The 17,536-nt window shown below is 54.5% G+C and carries 16 protein-coding genes; 5 read left to right on the top strand and 11 right to left on the bottom strand.

The annotated features are described in order from the left end of the window. Positions 1–17: 17 nt before the first annotated feature. The 6 genes from mglA to AAIE03_RS04430 form a co-directional block, all read right to left on the bottom strand. The gene (gene mglA / locus AAIE03_RS04455) at positions 18–1,538 is read right to left on the bottom strand and encodes a galactose/methyl galactoside ABC transporter ATP-binding protein MglA (RefSeq protein WP_029570284.1); all 1,521 of its coding nucleotides are present in this window, start codon (positions 1,536–1,538) and stop codon (positions 18–20) included. A gap of 70 nt (positions 1,539–1,608) precedes the next feature. Further along, entirely contained in the window at positions 1,609–2,604 is a 996-nt protein-coding gene (gene mglB, locus AAIE03_RS04450) for a galactose/glucose ABC transporter substrate-binding protein MglB (protein ID WP_013026420.1), read from the bottom strand. A 320-nt stretch (positions 2,605–2,924) separates the two neighbouring features. Next, positions 2,925–3,965, bottom strand: a complete 1,041-nt coding sequence (gene galS, locus AAIE03_RS04445; protein WP_013026421.1) for an HTH-type transcriptional regulator GalS — start codon at positions 3,963–3,965, stop codon at positions 2,925–2,927. A gap of 142 nt (positions 3,966–4,107) precedes the next feature. Next, positions 4,108–5,268: a DUF418 domain-containing protein YeiB gene (gene yeiB / locus AAIE03_RS04440; RefSeq protein ID WP_013026422.1), complete on the bottom strand. Its 1,161-nt coding sequence runs from the start codon at positions 5,266–5,268 to the stop codon at positions 4,108–4,110. 50 nt (positions 5,269–5,318) lie between these two features. After that, positions 5,319–5,984: a GTP cyclohydrolase I FolE gene (gene folE / locus AAIE03_RS04435; RefSeq protein ID WP_014594111.1), complete on the bottom strand. Its 666-nt coding sequence runs from the start codon at positions 5,982–5,984 to the stop codon at positions 5,319–5,321. 125 nt (positions 5,985–6,109) lie between these two features. Continuing rightward, positions 6,110–7,237 carry a YbfB/YjiJ family MFS transporter gene (locus tag AAIE03_RS04430; RefSeq protein ID WP_498562819.1) on the bottom strand — a complete coding sequence of 376 codons (1,128 nt, stop codon included), beginning with the start codon at positions 7,235–7,237 and terminating at the stop codon, positions 6,110–6,112. A 106-nt stretch (positions 7,238–7,343) separates the two neighbouring features. Between AAIE03_RS04430 and ptrR the strand changes: the two genes are divergently transcribed. The 3 genes from ptrR to fghA all read left to right on the top strand — a co-directional run bounded on the left by ptrR (position 7,344) and on the right by fghA (position 10,319). Continuing rightward, positions 7,344–8,255: a putrescine utilization regulator PtrR gene (ptrR, locus tag AAIE03_RS04425; protein ID WP_013026425.1), complete on the top strand. Its 912-nt coding sequence runs from the start codon at positions 7,344–7,346 to the stop codon at positions 8,253–8,255. A gap of 78 nt (positions 8,256–8,333) precedes the next feature. After that, complete coding sequence (locus AAIE03_RS04420; RefSeq protein WP_015699906.1) at positions 8,334–9,458, top strand: S-(hydroxymethyl)glutathione dehydrogenase/class III alcohol dehydrogenase; 1,125 nt, start codon at positions 8,334–8,336, stop codon at positions 9,456–9,458. 15 nt (positions 9,459–9,473) lie between these two features. After that, positions 9,474–10,319 (top strand): S-formylglutathione hydrolase, encoded by an 846-nt coding sequence (gene fghA, locus AAIE03_RS04415; RefSeq protein WP_013026427.1) that lies wholly within the window; start codon positions 9,474–9,476, stop codon positions 10,317–10,319. A gap of 36 nt (positions 10,320–10,355) precedes the next feature. Here the strand turns inward: fghA and AAIE03_RS04410 are convergent, their stop codons facing one another. The 5 genes from AAIE03_RS04410 to AAIE03_RS04390 all read right to left on the bottom strand — a co-directional run bounded on the left by AAIE03_RS04410 (position 10,356) and on the right by AAIE03_RS04390 (position 15,258). Continuing rightward, positions 10,356–11,147 carry an ABC transporter ATP-binding protein gene (locus tag AAIE03_RS04410; protein WP_015699905.1) on the bottom strand — a complete coding sequence of 264 codons (792 nt, stop codon included), beginning with the start codon at positions 11,145–11,147 and terminating at the stop codon, positions 10,356–10,358. Further along, on the bottom strand, positions 11,144–12,220 hold the full coding sequence (locus AAIE03_RS04405; RefSeq protein WP_116584648.1) for a FecCD family ABC transporter permease: 1,077 nt from the start codon (positions 12,218–12,220) through the stop codon (positions 11,144–11,146). Before AAIE03_RS04405 ends, AAIE03_RS04410 begins: the two co-directional genes overlap by 4 nt. A gap of 141 nt (positions 12,221–12,361) precedes the next feature. Next, positions 12,362–13,828 carry an amino acid permease gene (locus AAIE03_RS04400; protein ID WP_014605424.1) on the bottom strand — a complete coding sequence of 489 codons (1,467 nt, stop codon included), beginning with the start codon at positions 13,826–13,828 and terminating at the stop codon, positions 12,362–12,364. A gap of 183 nt (positions 13,829–14,011) precedes the next feature. Beyond that, positions 14,012–14,878 carry a DNA-binding transcriptional regulator YeiE gene (yieE, locus tag AAIE03_RS04395; protein ID WP_014594115.1) on the bottom strand — a complete coding sequence of 289 codons (867 nt, stop codon included), beginning with the start codon at positions 14,876–14,878 and terminating at the stop codon, positions 14,012–14,014. A 14-nt stretch (positions 14,879–14,892) separates the two neighbouring features. Continuing rightward, complete coding sequence (locus tag AAIE03_RS04390) at positions 14,893–15,258, bottom strand: YkvA family protein (RefSeq protein ID WP_013026432.1); 366 nt, start codon at positions 15,256–15,258, stop codon at positions 14,893–14,895. Positions 15,259–15,360: 102 nt separating this feature from the next. Between AAIE03_RS04390 and AAIE03_RS04385 the strand changes: the two genes are divergently transcribed. Beyond that, the gene (locus AAIE03_RS04385; RefSeq protein WP_014594116.1) at positions 15,361–16,413 is read left to right on the top strand and encodes a YeiH family protein; all 1,053 of its coding nucleotides are present in this window, start codon (positions 15,361–15,363) and stop codon (positions 16,411–16,413) included. 178 nt (positions 16,414–16,591) lie between these two features. Continuing rightward, a complete protein-coding gene (locus AAIE03_RS04380) occupies positions 16,592–17,485 on the top strand; it encodes an Rpn family recombination-promoting nuclease/putative transposase (protein WP_019106549.1) in 894 nt (297 codons plus the stop codon). The last annotated feature ends 51 nt before the right edge of the window (positions 17,486–17,536 follow it).

The raw sequence follows: 17,536 nt of genomic DNA, 5'->3' as shown, positions 1-17,536 counted from the left end.
TAACAGCCCTTACTTCATTAAAGGTGTAATGACGCTAAACGCAATATTTCGTTCTGCGTGGTCGTTTTCGTATCAACAATGCCGGCGACCAGACCGTTACTCATTACCAGAATACGATCGGTGATGCCCAGCAACTCTGGCATTTCGGAAGAGATAATAATGATGCCCTTTTCCTTCTTCGCCAGCTCAGCCATCAGCTGATAAATTTCGAATTTGGCCCCCACATCAATACCGCGCGTGGGTTCATCAAGCATTAAGATTTCAGGCTGAGTCAGCAACCAGCGACCAATAATGACCTTCTGTTGGTTACCACCAGAAAGTGAACCAATTTGCGTATGATGCCCTGGCGTTTTTACCCGCATAGCGTCGATAACCCATTGGGTATCGCTTTTCATGCGTTTATTATCCAGCAGACCAATACTGTTCTTATATTTTTTGATATTGGATATCAGGGAATTAAATCCAATATCCAGAAAAGCGTAAATACCGGTAGAACGACGCTCTTCAGTTACCAGCGCAAAACCATGGTTAATGGCTTCATTGGCGGTATGATTGTTAATCGTTTTACCATGCAGTTTAATTGTGCCGCCCGATTTTTCGCGAATGCCAAACAGCGTTTCAACGATATCGGTACGTTTTGCACCCACTAACCCGGCAATGCCGAGTATCTCCCCTTTACGTAAATCAAAAGAAATATCGCGAATTGAGGGCTGACGCAGCGAGGTCAGATTGCGCACCTCCAGAATGGTTTCACCCGGAACATTGGTGCGATCCGGGAAGCGCTGACTGAGAGAGCGCCCAACCATCATGGAGATGATCTTATCCATATCCAGCCCTTCAAGCGGCTGAGTCACAATCCACTGGCCATCACGCAGGATGGTAATTTCATCGCACAGCTGGAAAATTTCTTCCATTTTATGCGAGATATAAACAATTCCGCAGCCGCGATCTTTGAGCTTACGAATAATCGTGAACAGATGATTAACTTCTTTTTCGGTTAACGAAGAAGTCGGTTCATCCATGATCACGATTTTGGCGTCATAGGAAAATGCTTTGGCAATCTCAATCATCTGCATTTGCGAGACGGAGAGATGGGCGACTTTATCACGCGGATCGATATTAATATCCAGCTCGTCGAAAATCGCTTTGGTATCACGGTACATTTTGTCCTGATCGACAAAAAAGCCTTTGCGTGGATAACGCCCAAGCCACATGTTGTCCATCACGGTACGCTGTAATACCAGGTTTAATTCCTGGTGCACCATCGACACGCCGTTTTCCAGCGCTTCTTTGGAGCTTTTGTAATCTATTTCCTGCCCTTGAAAAAGAATGCTGCCTGTATCTTTTTTATAGATACCAAATAAACACTTTAACAATGTCGATTTACCAGCGCCGTTTTCACCCATTAGTGCATGAACGGAGTGAGGCCGCACTTTTAAATTAACGTTGTCGAGAGCTTTCACGCCGGGAAATGATTTACTGACGTTGGTCATTTCCAGCAGATATTCGCGCTGCGCGGTCGTATTATCACTGGCCATAATTTACCTGGCTACAAAACGGTGATGACATAAAAAAGGCGCAGCAGCTGCCGCGCCCGTCTGCAAAGAGTTATTTCTGGAACTGAGACAGGTTTTCCTGATCAACTGGTACATAAGGTACGCGTACGATCTTATCAACCATCTTGAAGTTGGTGCCTGCCGTCGCCGGTTTGCCATCTGCAAGGTTCTTGGCCATGTCGATGGTGGCTTTCGCCTGGTTTTCCGCGTCATTCAGCACGGTACCGGCCATTGCGCCTGACTTAACCAGCGCCAGTGCTTCAGGTAACGCATCCACACCGAAGACAGGGATGGAAGACATGTTGTGTGCTTTCAGCGCTTCTACGGCACCCATTGCCATGGCATCGTTGTTGGCGATAACCACTTCGATTTTCTTGGCGTTAGGGCCTGACAGCCAGGCGTCCATCTTATCTTTCGCCTGAGCGGTATCCCACATTGCCGTATCCATCGCTAACTGCTGGGTTTTAACACCGTCTTTGTTCAGCGTATCGATAACGTATTTGGTACGCGCTTCCGCATCCGGATGACCCGGCTCGCCTTTCAGCAGAACGAACTGAATCACACCGTCTTTATTCAGGTCCCAGGCCGGGGTTGCTTTCCAGTGCTTCTCAATCAGTTTGCCCTGAATCACACCAGACTCTTTTGAGTCTGTCCCCACGTAATAAGCTTTGTCATAGCTGGCCAGCACTTTCGCGTTTGGCTCTTTGTTGAAGAACACCACGGGAATGTCGTTAGCACGGGCTTTCTGGACAACCACCGCGGCCGCCGCCGGATCGACCAGGTTAATTGCCAGCGCTTTCACGCCTTTTGCCATCAGCACGTCAATTTGATCGTTCTGTTTAGACTGGTCGTTCTGCGAGTCATTCATCAGCAGCTGAATACCGCCCAGCGTCTTGGCTTCTTTCTCGATATCTTTACGTACCATCGACATGAAGTTGTCGTCGTATTTGTAAATGGTTACGCCGATACGCGTGTCAGCGGCATGCGCCGTTGCACCAAACATCATGCTGGCAACCAGTGCTGTGAGCGTGAAAACCTTCTTATTCATGGTATCTCCGGTTTTTTTGCAGGGTCTTTTTTTGTTCTGCCGCGCAGATGGCGTTAGAACATCAGGTAGAATTATTCGGCGAGGCAGGATGCGCTCTCTATCAGGCTGAGCCACTGCTGTGCCATGCAAAACTCAACTTCCGTGACTTCCGTGTAGGCTACTGCATCCATAGTGCGTGTCATGAACCATGTAAACCGGCGACCAGGCCGGTGCCCTCAACAGGAGAGTGGCGTTACATAATGTTTCAGTACTGTAAGACGCTGCCATCATAGTGATAGCAATGTTAATTAACTGTGAATACAATCACAGATTGAAAACGGTTACATCGTGGAATCGCCTGAATTAGTGACGGACTCCACAATTTGCTTTTGCGCTACGGAATGGCGGCGTACCAGCGTCGGCATAAAGATGTGTTTTGCACTGCTGTCGATACAGCCCGCGGCCCCCTGAAGCGCCAGCTCCGTGGCAAGTTTTGCCATTGAAACAATAGGATAGCGAACGGTGGTCAGCTGCGGATCGGTGTATCGTGAAATCGGAATATCGTCGAAGCCCACTACGGAAAAATGCTGAGGGACCTGAATTCCGTTGTCTTTAAGGGCCGTAAGCGCGCCTGCCGCCATGCTGTCGTTATAGGCGAATATGGCGCTCAGATTGAGATTACGCCCCAGCAGTTCAACCATTGCGGCTTCGCCGCCCTGCATGTCGGGTTCGGCGCTGGCTATCCAGCTTTCCTGCGGACGAATCCCCTGCTCTGCCAGGGCCTGCAGCCAGCCTTCACGCCGCTGTGTAACGTCTTCAATGGGATGACTGGAACACAAATAGCCAATGCGGCAATGCCCCTGTTGCAGCAGCATTCTTGAGGCCATCAATGCGCCCGTTACATTATCAAGGCTGACACAGCGATGCTCGAAACCCGGCACGCTACGGTTAATCACCACCATACCGGGCACCTGGCTCATAAAATCGGCCAGTTCGGCGTCTGAAAGCGTTTTCGCGTGCACCACCAGCGCATTGCAGCGTTGGCGTATCAACACTTCAATGGCGTGGCGTTCTTTTTCTTCATGGTGCCAGGAGTTACTGATCAGAACATGCTTGTGCACGCGCTGTGCCACGGTATCTACCGCCTTCACCAGCGCGCCGAAAAAGGGGTCGGAAACATCCATAACCACCACCCCGATGGTATCACTCACCTGGGTAGCCAGCGCCTGAGCGTTGGCGTTTGGGCGATAGCCCAGAGCGTCAACCGCCTGTAACACGACGTCACGTGTTTCAGCGGTGACCGCGCTGCTGTTATTTAGTACGCGCGAAACGGTGGCCACTGACACACCGGCCTGACGCGCAACATCACGAATCGTTATCATGCAGCACTTCCAGAGAGATAAGGCATTACGCCAGTTACAACACCGGCGCTATTTTGTCAGGGAAGATCGCCACACAGCGTGAATTACGTCACATCAATGAAAACGGTTACATACAATTCTGTAACCTTTGTGATGGCGGTCATTATCTTTCAGAGGGGGAAGTGGACGGTGCGCCTGCGGCAATCTGCGTCAGACGACGCCAGATCCATTCGAGGGGGCCCTGCGGGAAGTAACGCAGCCACAGCACGGAAAACAGCAGGTTAACGCACCAGATGACTGGCACCAGCATCACCAGCTGCAGGCGTGAGAAATGCATAAACTCGCCGAAGCGATAAAAGAGCGTGGTACAGATCAGGGATTGCAACAGGTAGTTGCTGAGCGCCATTCGACCTACGCAACGAATGGCATAACTCAGCCGCCAGCGCTGGACCGAAGACCAAAAGCCGAAACACAATGCCGTATAGCCGAGGCTGATGAGTGGACTGGCCAGATCGCGCGGCAGTTGCAGATAAAACGCGCTCCAGCGGTAGTCCCAGTGAACCCACCACTGTGCGGCAACGCCCGCCGCCGCCATCAGCAAACCCAGCGGCAGCAACAGCGCGGCAACGCGTCGGTAGTGCTGTAGCGGAAAGGTTCCTTTCAGCCATCCGCTGCGCACCAGCGCCGCCCCCAGCATCATCAGTCCCGCCAGTTGCCAGCCGTACTGGGCCACCAGCGCCATCAATCCCGAAGAAAGGTGATCTAAACGAATCTGCACGGCGGCCAGACCGCCCGTGAGCTTCCAGAACTGCTCGTACTGGATCTCTGCAGCGCCCGGGAGCCATGAGGGCGACGGTTCAGGGCTGGAGATCAAGCCAAATACCAGCAACACGGCGCATCCCATCAGATAGAGCAGAATTCCGGTGTTAATTAACCCCCGGGTAGAGGGAACATCGCGCAGCATACGCCAGATAACCAGCCCGATAATGCCGTAATCCAGCAAGATATCGCCTTCCCAGATAAATACGCTGTGAATCAATCCCAGCATCACTAACAGGGATAAACGGGCAGTCAGCCAGCGGCTACCGCGTGACAGCTGCATCTGCAGGCCTGCTCCGAACAGCAGGGCGAATAGCGTCAGGAATTTAAGCTGGGCAAAGACATCGGAAATAGCCCACGTCCAGGCATCAGAAAGAGTGATGCTGCCCTGCCAGGCAGGATTAAGGTAGGCAGCAGAAGGTAAACCAAAGCCAATAATATTTAACAACAGAATGCCGAGAATGGCACAGCCCCGAATAAAATCCAGCACGAGGTAGCGTTGCATGTGGGATCCTGATGTCTCAGGCGGGCGACCGTCGCACCCGCCCGTCAGCTTTAGTTATGACGCACCGCGCGCAGGAATTCCTGACGGGTATTTTGACTGGATTTAAACAGCCCACCCAGCGAGGTCGTGGTCGTGGCGCTGGTGGCATCCTTCACGCCGCGCGCTTTCACACAGTAGTGAACGGCATCGATCGAAACGGCAACGTTATTCGTTCCCAACAGCGTTTGCAGCGCCAGCAGGACCTGCTGTGTTAAACGCTCCTGCACCTGAGGCCGCTGCGCGAAGAACTGCACGATGCGGTTGATCTTGGATAAGCCGATCACCTTATCTTTAGGGATATACGCGACGGTGGCTTTCCCGTCGATAATCACAAAATGATGTTCGCAGGTGCTGGTCAGCGTAATGTCGCGAACCGTCACCATCTCATCCACTTTCATCTTGTTTTCGATGAGCGTGATTTTGGGGAAGTTGGCATAATCGAGACCGGAAAAGACCTCATCGACATACATTTTGGCGATGCGATGCGGGGTTTCCATCAGGCTGTCATCTTCAAGATCAAGATTCAGCAGCTGCATGATTTCCGTCATATGGCCTGCAATCAGGCTCTTACGCGTTTCATCGTCTATTTCACGCGTGGGTGCGCGCAGCGGCGTTTCCAGCCCACGCGCCAGCAGCGCTTCGTGGACCAGTGCAGCTTCCTGACTCAAGGTGCTCATCTTACTCTTCTCCGGCAGGTGTTGCGCCCGCCGTCTGTTGCCAGCGGGTCATATTTCTGAGTGCGTATTGTGAAACTTTCTGTGCAGGGAATCCAGCAATCAATCCGATTGGAGATGAAAGCTTTTCACGCGTCCCGCCGCCAGACCAGAAGCCCTGCGACGATCAGACTGGCCCCCGCCACCCACAGTGCGGGTTCGAGACGATGAAGAAACAGCGTTGACAGCGAGGAGAGCATAGGCCCTGCCAGTTGCCCAACTGCGTAGCCGGTTGTCAGCAAGCCGGCCATATAACGCATATGCTGCGGTGCCAGTTCACGAGCACAGAGCAAAGACAGCTGTACCACACACAGAAAGCCGCCCCCGACCAGCAGCGCGCCGATAAGCAGCCCGCTGAATCCCGGCAGCAATGCGGCCGCCAGCACTCCCAGCGCCTGTGCCCACAGGGCCACCGCCAGGCGGGCATGACTGCTCCCCGTCTTGCGCGTGACAATGCCCAGAACAATACCGATGACCGCCGCACCGCCGAATATCGGCCAGACAAACTGTGCCACAGCACTGCCTGGAAAACGCACTGCAGCCATTTGTGAAAGAAATGTCGCGGGGAGAATATAGCCAAATCCCGCCAGGCTGTAACTCAGGACCAGCCGCCGGAGGTTACGGGTCAGCACCAGCGATGGCGGTGCCTGCTCCGGACGATGTAGCTCAGCCTTGCGCGGCAGATTTCGGCTAATGAGCGCCACCAATACCGCCGCCAGCGCGGCATAAACCCACCAGGCCAGCGCCGCTGAGACCTGATATCTGTGCAAGCTCACCGCGAGCAGACCGCTGATAAAAATGCCTGCACCCGGTCCGGCAAAGACGGCTGCCGACAGCCCCGGACGACCATACTGATGCAACTGCTCGTTGCTCCACGCCGCCGCCAGCACCAGGGCGCATCCACTGGCCCAGCCGATGGCAAAGCGAATAACGCCATGCCACCACGGCCCGTCGGCAAAGGCCGACAGTGCCGTCAGCACCACGGCGCCCCACGTTCCGAGTTGCAGACGCAACGCGACCTTATGGCGTGCGCGCATGGCATCGAAAGACCCGCACAGGTAGCCCAGATAGTTTAACGCCGCCACAAGGCTGGCGCTGGTCAGCGTTAACTGGTGCGCCTGAATCATCAGGGGAACCTGCGGGGTGAAGGCAAAGCGCCCGATTCCCATTACAACAAACAACGTCAAAAATGCACTTATTGCCACGCGAAACGCCATCTGCCACCTCAGTTTTTTACACAGAAACTTGCTTATAGCATGAACGATGCTTACACTCACAAAAAGTGAATAATCTTAATCAACTTGTTTACAGGAAGAGAACACTATGGATTTAGTTCAGTTACGTATGTTCTGTTCCGTGGCAGAAAGCGGTTCCCTGGCCCGTGCTGCGGAACAACTGCATCGGGTTCCCTCCAACCTCACGACGCGTCTGCGTCAGCTGGAAGAGGAACTGGGTGTCGATCTGTTTATTCGCGAAAAACAGCGCATTCGCCTGTCGCCCATGGGCCATAATTTCCTTAACTACGCCCAGCGTATTCTGGCCCTGAGTGATGAAGCATTAAATATGACCCGAGCGGGTAAACCCGGCGGGAATTTTGCACTTGGCTCGATGGAGAGTACCGCCGCGACGCGCCTGCCTGGCCTTCTGGCTGCCTTCCATCAGCGTTTTCCTGCTGTCGCCTTATCGCTGATCACGGGCACCTCAGGGGAAATTATTGATCGAGTACGTGAAGGCACGCTGGCCGCGGCCCTGGTCGATGGCCCGGTTCAGCACGACGATCTGAATGGCTGTATTGCCTTTCGCGAGGAGATGGTCTTGATCACCGATCTTGATCATATCCCGGTAACCTGCGCGCGCGACACGCAAGACGATACTCTGTTTGCCTTTCGCAACAGCTGTTCTTACCGGGTTAAACTTGAAGCCTGGTACCGCGACAGCCAGGCCGCGCCTCACAGCGTGATGGAAATTCAGTCTTACCATGCCATGCTGGCCTGTGTCGCAGGCGGCGCGGGCGTGGCTATGATTCCCGCGTCGGTGCTGAAACAGATGCCAGACCGCGCCCGTGTTCAGGTACACAGCCTGCCGGCGGAATATCGCAACACCGCTACCTGGCTGATGTGGCGACGCGATGCCTTCACGCCCAACGTTGAGGCGCTGAAGTATCTTATTATTGAACAATTTCACGATCGTCCGCTCAATGACGAGCTGATGCATCCATTGCAGGCGGCGGAATAGAGTTTTCGCGCTATTTTTAACTTATCACGACTATCCAGACGCCACATCGCGTCACAATCTGACTGGAAGAGGGATTGCATGAACATGATCAAAACCCGTGCCGCCGTAGCCTGGGCCGCAGGCGAACCGCTAAAAATCGAAGAAGTGGATCTTATGCCGCCGCAGAAAGGGGAAGTGCTGGTACGTATCGTCGCCACCGGCGTCTGCCATACGGATGCGTATACGCTGTCCGGCAGCGATCCTGAAGGCGTGTTCCCGGCGATTCTGGGTCACGAAGGCGGTGGCGTTGTTGAAGCGGTCGGCGAAGGCGTGACCAGCGTTGAAGTGGGCGATCACGTGATCCCGCTTTACACGCCAGAATGTGGTCAATGTAAGTTCTGCCTGTCCGGTAAAACGAATCTGTGTCAGGCCATCCGCACCACGCAGGGCAAAGGTCTGATGCCTGACGGTACCACGCGTTTCTTTAAAGACGGCAAGCCGATTTTCCACTACATGGGCACTTCAACCTTCTCTGAATATACCGTCGTGCCTGAAATCTCCCTGGCGAAAATCAGTAAAGAAGCGCCACTGGAAGAAGTGTGCCTGCTGGGTTGTGGCGTAACCACCGGTATGGGCGCAGTGATGAACACCGCCAAGGTTAAAGAAGGCGATACCGTTGCCATCTTTGGGCTGGGCGGCATTGGTCTGTCGGCGATTATCGGCGCGAAAATGGCCAAAGCGGGCCGCATTATTGGTGTTGATATCAACACCAGTAAGTTTGATCTGGCGCGTAAGCTGGGTGCCACCGATCTGATTAACCCGAAAGACTATGACAAGCCGATTCAGGACGTGATTGTTGAACTCACCGACGGCGGCGTGGATTATTCCTTTGAATGTATCGGTAACGTCAATGTGATGCGCTCTGCTCTGGAGTGCTGCCACAAGGGCTGGGGCGAGTCGGTGATCATCGGCGTTGCAGGCGCAGGTCAGGAGATTTCAACGCGTCCATTCCAGCTGGTAACCGGCCGCGTCTGGCGTGGCTCTGCTTTCGGTGGCGTGAAAGGCCGTTCACAACTTCCCGGTATCGTGCAGGATTATCTTGATGGGAAATTCGCGCTGAACGATTTCATTACCCATACCATGCCGCTTGAAGAGATTAATGACGCCTTTGATTTAATGCATGAAGGGAAATCGATCCGCTCCGTCGTGCATTTTAACAAGTAACCGGGGGCGCTATCTATGACATCTACTCTGGAGCTGCTGGAAGAGCATCGTATTTTTGGCGGCTGGCAGCAGCGCTGGCGTCATCAGTCTCAGGTGCTTCATTGCCCGATGACGTTCAGTATCTATTTGCCGAGTCCGCGCGGTGATTCCCCGCCGCCGGTGGTGTGGTTTTTGGCGGGCCTGACCTGCAACGACGAGAACTTCACCACCAAGGCTGGCGCACAGCGTGTCGCTGCCGAGCTGGGCCTGGTGTTAATCATGCCGGACACCAGCCCACGCGGTGAGCAGGTTGCGAATGACGAAGGCTATGACCTGGGCCAGGGCGCAGGTTTTTACCTCAACGCCACGCAACAGCCTTGGGCGGATCATTACCGTATGTTCGACTACCTGAGTGACGAGCTGCCTGAGCTGGTTGCCGATAACTTTAAGGTCAGTGAACGTCAGTCGATAATGGGCCACTCCATGGGCGGACACGGTGCGCTGATGCTGGCATTACGTCTGGGAAACCGCTTTGCGTCGGCTTCCGCCTTTGCGCCCATCGTTAACCCTTGTGAGGTTCCCTGGGGCCAGAAAGCATTCACGGCCTATCTGGGGGACGATCGCCAGGCCTGGCTCGCCTACGACAGCTGCCAGCTGATGCGGGAGGTTCAGCATCGTCTGCCGTTGTTGATCGATCAGGGCGACAGCGATCAGTTCCTGGCGGATCAACTGCAGCCGGAGCGCTTAGAAGCGATCGCGCAGGAAATGGGCTTCCCGTTGACCCTGCGCATCCAGCCTGGCTACGATCACAGCTACTTCTTCATTGCCAGCTTTGTCGAAGATCACCTGCGCTTCCATGCGCAACACCTGCTGGTAGGGTGATCTCACACAGGGGATTGCCAGTGCAATCCCCTGATTTCAAGACAGTCCTTCCTGTACCAGCCCGTCAATCATGACCTGCGGTGTACCGCGTGAACAGTGCTCAATGCGGCCCTGTACGCCGTAAACCTGCGCCAGGGTTGCTGGGGTGATAACGCTATCCGGCGTGCCTTCGGCAATTAACCTGCCCGCTTTAAGCATCACCGCATGCTTAGCGTGGCGTAAGGCAATATTGATATCGTGCACCACCACCACCGTGACCATATTGCGCAGCGCGGTTTCACGCCGTACCAAATCCATCACGTGGAACTGGTAGTTTAAATCCAGCGCGCTGAGCGGTTCGTCCAGCAGCAGCAGCGCAGGCCGACGAATCAGCGACTGCGCCAGGCCCACTAACTGTTTCTGTCCACCGGAGAGCTGGTCAAGGTAACGCATGGCCAGATGCGCAATGCCCAGTTGCTCCAGCAGCGCCATCACGTCCGCCTCGCTGGCGGCGCTATGTAAACCACTGGAGGCGCGCTGTGCCACGATAATGGACTCCAGCACGTGCAGATGAACGCCAGCCGGCAGCGACTGGGGCAGATACACGACCTGTCTGGCACGCTGGGCGAAAGGCTGGGTCATCAGGTCTTTCCCGTTGAGCCATAGCTCGCCCTGCCCTTTATTCAGTCCGGCCAGCGCACGCAGCAGCGTAGATTTGCCACAGCCGTTCGGTCCTAGCAGAACCGTAATTTCCCCACGCGGCAGGCGCGCCACATTCAGGTTTTCAATGACCTGGCGTTTGGGATAGCCGGTCGTGAAGCCGCGCAGGCTTAATCCTTGCTCCCTCATACTGTCCCCCGGTGACGCAGAATAATACTCAGGAAGAACGGTACGCCAATCAGCGAAGTCACAATGCCCACCGGCACGATGGCGCCGGGAATAAGGTTTTTCGACGCCACAGAAGCCAGCGACAACACCAGGGCACCGGTCAGCGCGCTGGCCGGCAAATAGAAGCGATGATCTTCACCAAACATCATGCGGGAAATATGCGGTGCCACCAGCCCAATAAAGCCAATCGGTCCGACGAAGGCGACGGCCAGCGCGGACAGTACGCTGATACGGAGCAGCGTGGCCAGGCGTAAACGACGAACATCAATACCAAAACTGATCGCCCTGTCTTCACCCAGGCGCAACGCGGTAAGTTTCCAACTGCTGAGCATAGAGAAGGGAACCAGCAGCGCAAAGGCCGCACTCAGTACGCCCAGCTTTTCCCAGGAGGCGCGCGCCAGGCTGCCCATGGTCCAGAACACCAGCCCCTGTAACGTATCTTCGCTGGCAATAAACTGCATCATTGAAACCAGGGCGTTAAAAGTAAACACCAGGGCGATACCAAACAGCACCACACCGGACGATGACACCTGGGTCCATCGCGTAATGCCATCCAGCATCAACGCGGCAAACAGGGCAAACAGAAAGGCGTTGGCCGAGATAAACCACTGCCCGGAGATGCCCGGAATCCCTATGCCCAGAATAATCGCCAGTGCTGCACCAAACGCCGCCGCAGAAGACACGCCCAGCGTGAACGGACTGGCGAGCGGATTATTCAGGATCGTTTGCATTTCGGCGCCGGCGAGGCCCAGCGCCAGGCCAACAACAATCGCCATCAAGGCATAAGGCAGGCGAATATCCCAGACGATTACGCGGGTACCTGCATCGACGCTCTCAGGAGAGAGCAGCGTGTGCCACAACACGGACAAAGAGAGCCCTGCCGGACCGAGCGTAAAATCAAGAACGAGTGAGGCGAGTATCGCTATCAGCAGCGCACCCAGCCAGAAGATTCGGCGGCGCACAACCTGATGATAGTTTTTTAAGGTGTGCTGATGGTCCGCTTCAGCACCGATCAACGAGGATTCCGTTGTCATGATTCAACCCAGTAATGGCTCCAGAATTAAAAACGCAGCCACAATAGTGCAGGTGATAATAATTATCAATTCATGGAATGTTAACAGTGATGACGTAAGCTTAAAAAACGCCCGGCGTTCACCGGGCGCTTTCAGGCATAGTTAGTCTTTATAGACGGGAAATTCCATTTCAGTATATTTGACGATCCGACCACCCCGCACCAGCCTGTAACCCAGCCAGATCAGCAGGAACAGCGGCAGACCGATATAGGTAGCCGCCACGCCGTACCAGTCGATTTTATCCTGCAGGAACGCCTGATAATTCTGGCCCAGAGTGATAATCAGACAAAGGACAAAAGCAAAAATCGGTCCAACGGGAAAAAAGCCGGAACGATATGGCAGCGCAGTAAGATCGTGGCCCTGCGCAACGTAACCCCGACGGAAACGATAGTGGCTGATTGCAATACCGAGCCAGGCGATAAAGCCGGTCATGCCTGAGGTATTCAACAGCCAGAGATAGACTTCCTGATTGCCAAATTTCGAGGTTAAAAAGCACAGACCAGCCACCACCGTGGTCGCCCACAGGGCATTACGGGGGACGCCACCTTTTGACAGGCGGGCAAAGATACGCGGTGCTTTGCCTTCGCGTGCAAGGTTATAAAGCATGCGCGTTGAGGCGTACATTCCGGAGTTACCCGCGGACAATACCGCCGTTAAAATGACCGCGTTCATCACCGCCGCCGCTGACAGCAGACCGGCATTTTTGAACACCAGCGTAAACGGACTGACGCTGATATCTTTAATATCATTGTGTAACAGCTGCGGATCGGTATAAGGCAAAATCAGGCTGATGATCAGGATAGCCAGCACATAGAAGAGCAGGATACGCCAGAACACCTGACGTACCGCGCGAGGAATATTCTTCGCCGGATCTTCTGATTCGCCCGCCGCAATACCGATGAGTTCAGTGCCCTGGAAGGAGAAGCCGACAATCATCGCCACGCCGATCATCGCGGCGAAACCGCCCGCAAATGGCGCGTCACCGACCTGCCAGTTATGCCAGCCCGCATTTTCAGCGCCGCGCATAATCCCGACAATCATCAGTACGCCAACCACGATAAAGATCACCACGGTGACAACCTTGATCAGCGAAAACCAGTACTCCGTTTCGCCGAAGCCTTTCACCGAGATGTAGTTGATCAGGAACATCAGGCTCAGGAACAGAGCGCTCCAGATCCATCCTGGCGTGTCCGGGAACCAGTAATTCATCACCAGTTGGGAAGCCACCAGGTCAACGGCAATCGTAACCGCCCAGTTGTACCAGTAGTTCCAGCCAAGGGCAAAACCAAAGCCTTCTTCGACGTATTTCGCACCGTAGGTAGCAAAAGAACCGGATACCGGCATAAATGCCGCCAGTTCACCCAGGCTGGTCATGAGGAAATAAACCATCAAACCAATCAGGGCATAGGAGAGTAACGCGCCGCCTGGACCGGCCTGAGAGATGGTGGCACCTGATGCCACAAAGAGGCCTGTACCGATTGAACCGCCAATGGCGATCATGGTGAGGTGACGCGCTTTTAGATCGCGTCGTAACGCAGGTTGTTGTGTTGTTTTTGTGTCATTATGCATGTGTAAACATTACGCTGGGTAAAAATAAGGCGCGATTGTAGCAGCAAAGGCCGCACTGTATAGCGAATGCTGCGTTGATATAAGTTACCTTCATGATAGGCGGCAGATTATTAGCGGCAGCGCCTGTCTCCCTGAATTTCAAGGGGTTGAACCGCTTATTTCATCATCAGCCTCCCCCTGCGGTTATTCCCGGCAGTAGGACAAAAACCGTGACAGCGCCTTTGAGATATGTTTTTGCCGGTGATGAATACGGTAAAGCGTACGCGTCAAATTGGGCAAAGGCGTATTCAGCTCAATGAGCGTTCCGGCACTGAGCTGGTCGGCAATAACCCGACGGGATAAACAGCTAATGCCCATGCCGTGACGCACGGCATGTTTGATCGCTTCGGAGTTGCCCAGTTCCATCCCCAGTTGAAAGGTCGGCAGATGAGACAGCAGCAGGTAATCAACGATTTCGCGCGTCCCTGAACCCCGTTCGCGAAGAATCCAGGTGGCCTCCGCCAGCGATGCCAGCGTCACCGGCTGCTGTAAAATGGCAGCATCCGGCGCGGCAAACACCACCAGCTCATCGTCAAGCCAGGGCTCGCTTACCAGTTCCGTCATATGACAGGGACCTTCGATTAACCCGACATCAACCCTGAATTCAGACACGGCCATGATCACGTCCTGGCTGTTTCCCACGCTCAGCTCTAAAGGTAAGGTCGGGAAATCACGGCGGTAGCCGGCAATCATCCCCGGCAACAGGTAATTCCCGATTGTGCTACTGGCATAAATTCGGATAGCCCCGTTATCTTCTTTAAACAGCTGTTCGATTTCCGTCGCCTGTTCAAGCAGGCCCACGGCCCGCGGGTAAAGTAACCGGCCGTGTTCATTCACTACCAGTCGCTTACCTACACGGTCGAAAAGCTGAACGCCAAGCTGGTTTTCCAGATCGGCGAGTGCCGCACTGACGGCTGACTGGGACAAGGCCAGCACCTGAGAAGCCTGCGTGGTGGAGCCGCTTTTCAGCACTTCGGTAAAAACGTCGATTTGTCGCAGTGTAATGTGCATGGAGACTCCTGAATCTAACGCTGTAAGAGGTAAACCATCAGGGCTATCCACAGCAGAAAAACCACACCCAGCACACCGAACAGGGTTTTACCGCGTGCACGCTGCTGCCGGGCACGCTCTGCGCTGCTGGCGCGCACTTCCGTGGGTAACATTTTCAGCAGCAACATGACGCCGGTGGGAATGATCACTGCATCATCGAGTAGCCCGACGACCGGGATGACATCAGGGATCACATCAATGGGGCTGATGCCGTACGCCATGAGTCCCACGGCCGCGCCTTTACACCACAGCGGCGTTCGGGGATCGCGGCAGGCATAGGCGAGCGTTAAAACATCTCTTTTGATGAGCGTGATGAAGCGCCCCAGTCGTGCGAACAGCATATATCCTGCCTTATCACTTATAGCGGTAGATTATAAATATATAATCAATTTCACTTTTAACAAACCTGGCGCGATGATGCGTGCTCAACCAGGAGCGTAATCATGGCCGACATCAGCATTTCAAAATCTCACACTGTGCAGCAATGGCTGCCAGGCCTGTTGCTATGCGGTACCCTTGCCAGCGTCACGGCGCTGCTGGCGCAGGTACCTGCCGTCTCGCGTCTGGGGCTGGGTTCGTTAACTCTGGCCATTATGCTGGGCATCATTATCGGGAACAGTGTTTATTCCCCCATGGCCGGTCAGTGCGACGCTGGCGTACTGCTGGCCAAACAAAAACTGCTCCGGCTGGGCGTGATACTGTTCGGATTTCGCATCACCTTACAACAAATCACGGATGTCGGCCTGAGCGGCGTCGTTATTGATGTACTGACCCTGAGCAGCACGTTTTTTATAACCTGCCTGCTGGGCAGGCGCCTGCTCAGGCTCGATCGTGACACCGTGTGGTTAATCGGTGCGGGGAGCAGCATCTGCGGTGCCGCTGCCGTACTGGCCACAGAGCCAGTCGTGAAAGCGGCCCCCTCAAAGGTGGCGGTGGCGGTGGCAACGGTCGTGCTGTTTGGCACCCTGGCGATCTTTGTTTATCCCTTGCTGTGGCCATGGGTTCATCATCTTTTCCCTGCCGTCAGTCTGACACAGTTTGGTGTTTTCACCGGTTCGACGATCCACGAAGTGGCCCAGGTGGTCGCCGCCGGGCACAGCATTGCGCCCGAAACCGAGAGCAGCGCAGTCATTGCGAAAATGCTCCGGGTGATGATGCTGGCTCCGTTTTTACTGTTGCTGAGCGGTGTACTGCGACGTGAACAGACAGCACAGCATAGCGCACAGCCGGTCACCTTTCCGTGGTTTGCTTTAATGTTTGTTGCTGTCGCTCTGTTCAACTCTCTGCACTGGTTGCCGGCCGGGTGGGTTAACACATTAAATACCCTCGGCGGGATCCTGCTGACCATGGCAATGGCAGCGTTGGGCTTAACTACCCGCTTTACTGCCCTGCGCGCTGCCGGATTTAAGCCTGTGCTGTTAGGAGCACTGGTATTTGTCTGGCTGATTGTGGGTGGCGGTACTATTAATCTGCTGGTCCAGCACCTCATGGCGTAAGCACGCAGCCCTCTCCCTTCCTGACCGGCCCTTGACGGGGCCGGTTATGGCGGCCACTTCCCCTTCACTGCACCACTCGCGGGGATTTGCGAGACGCGCCGTACATTACTGCGCCGTTATTAGGCGAACGCCCCGGTCTGCCCTATTTTAGGCAGGTCATTTTTTCGAGCCGGGACGGATGAAGATAAAAACCACCACGCCAACGCCTCACGATGCCCTGTTCAGGCAGTTTCTGACACAGCCCGATATTGCGCGGGATTTTATGGCGATCCACCTGCCAGAACCGTTACGCGCCCTTTGCGACCTGTCCACCCTTAAACTGGAATCGGGTTCGTTTGTCGAAGACGATCTGCGTCAGTATTTCAGCGACGTGCTCTACAGCCTTAAAACCGCATCCGGGGAAGGCTACATCCACGTGCTTATCGAGCATCAGTCCGGTCCGGATCAACATATGGCCTTCAGGTTGATGCGCTATGCGGTTGCCGCCATGCACCGCCACCTGCAGGCCGGACATAAAACACTGCCGTTGGTTATCCCGATGTTGTTCTATACCGGTAAACGCAGCCCGTATCCTTATTCCCTCTGTTGGCTCGATGAATTTGCCCGATCGGACATCGCGGGCGCACTGTACACCACGGCTTTCCCTTTGGTTGATGTGACGATTATCCCTGACGAGGAGATTGCACACCATCGCAGCATGGCCGCCTTAACCTTACTGCAAAAGCATATCCACCAGCGAAACCTGACAGCCCTGATTGACAGCCTGGTCAGCCTTCTTCTGCATAAACATCTCTCTTCATCGCTGGTGATATCGCTGGTAAACTACATGATACAGGTGGGCGAAGCTTCAGATGCGCAAACCTTTGTTCATAAGCTGGCACAGCGGGTGCCGCAACACGGAGAGGCTCTGATGACCATTGCAGAACAGCTGGAACAAAAAGGCATTGAAAAAGGCAGGAAGGAAGAAGCGCTGAAGATTGCCCAGACCATGTTAAATAACGGCCTTGATCGCCCGACCGTGATTAAAATGACCGGCCTGACCGAAGATGAATTGGCGAAACTCCGCCACTGATCCGCTGCGTTGTCTTCTTCCGACAGACAAGGTCGATTCGGCATCGGCCGT

The sequence above is a fragment of the Pantoea sp. Ae19-2 genome (assembly GCF_059801205.1).
The sequence above is the reverse complement of the archived record's forward strand: the minus strand, read 5'-3'. Positions and strand labels throughout refer to the sequence as shown.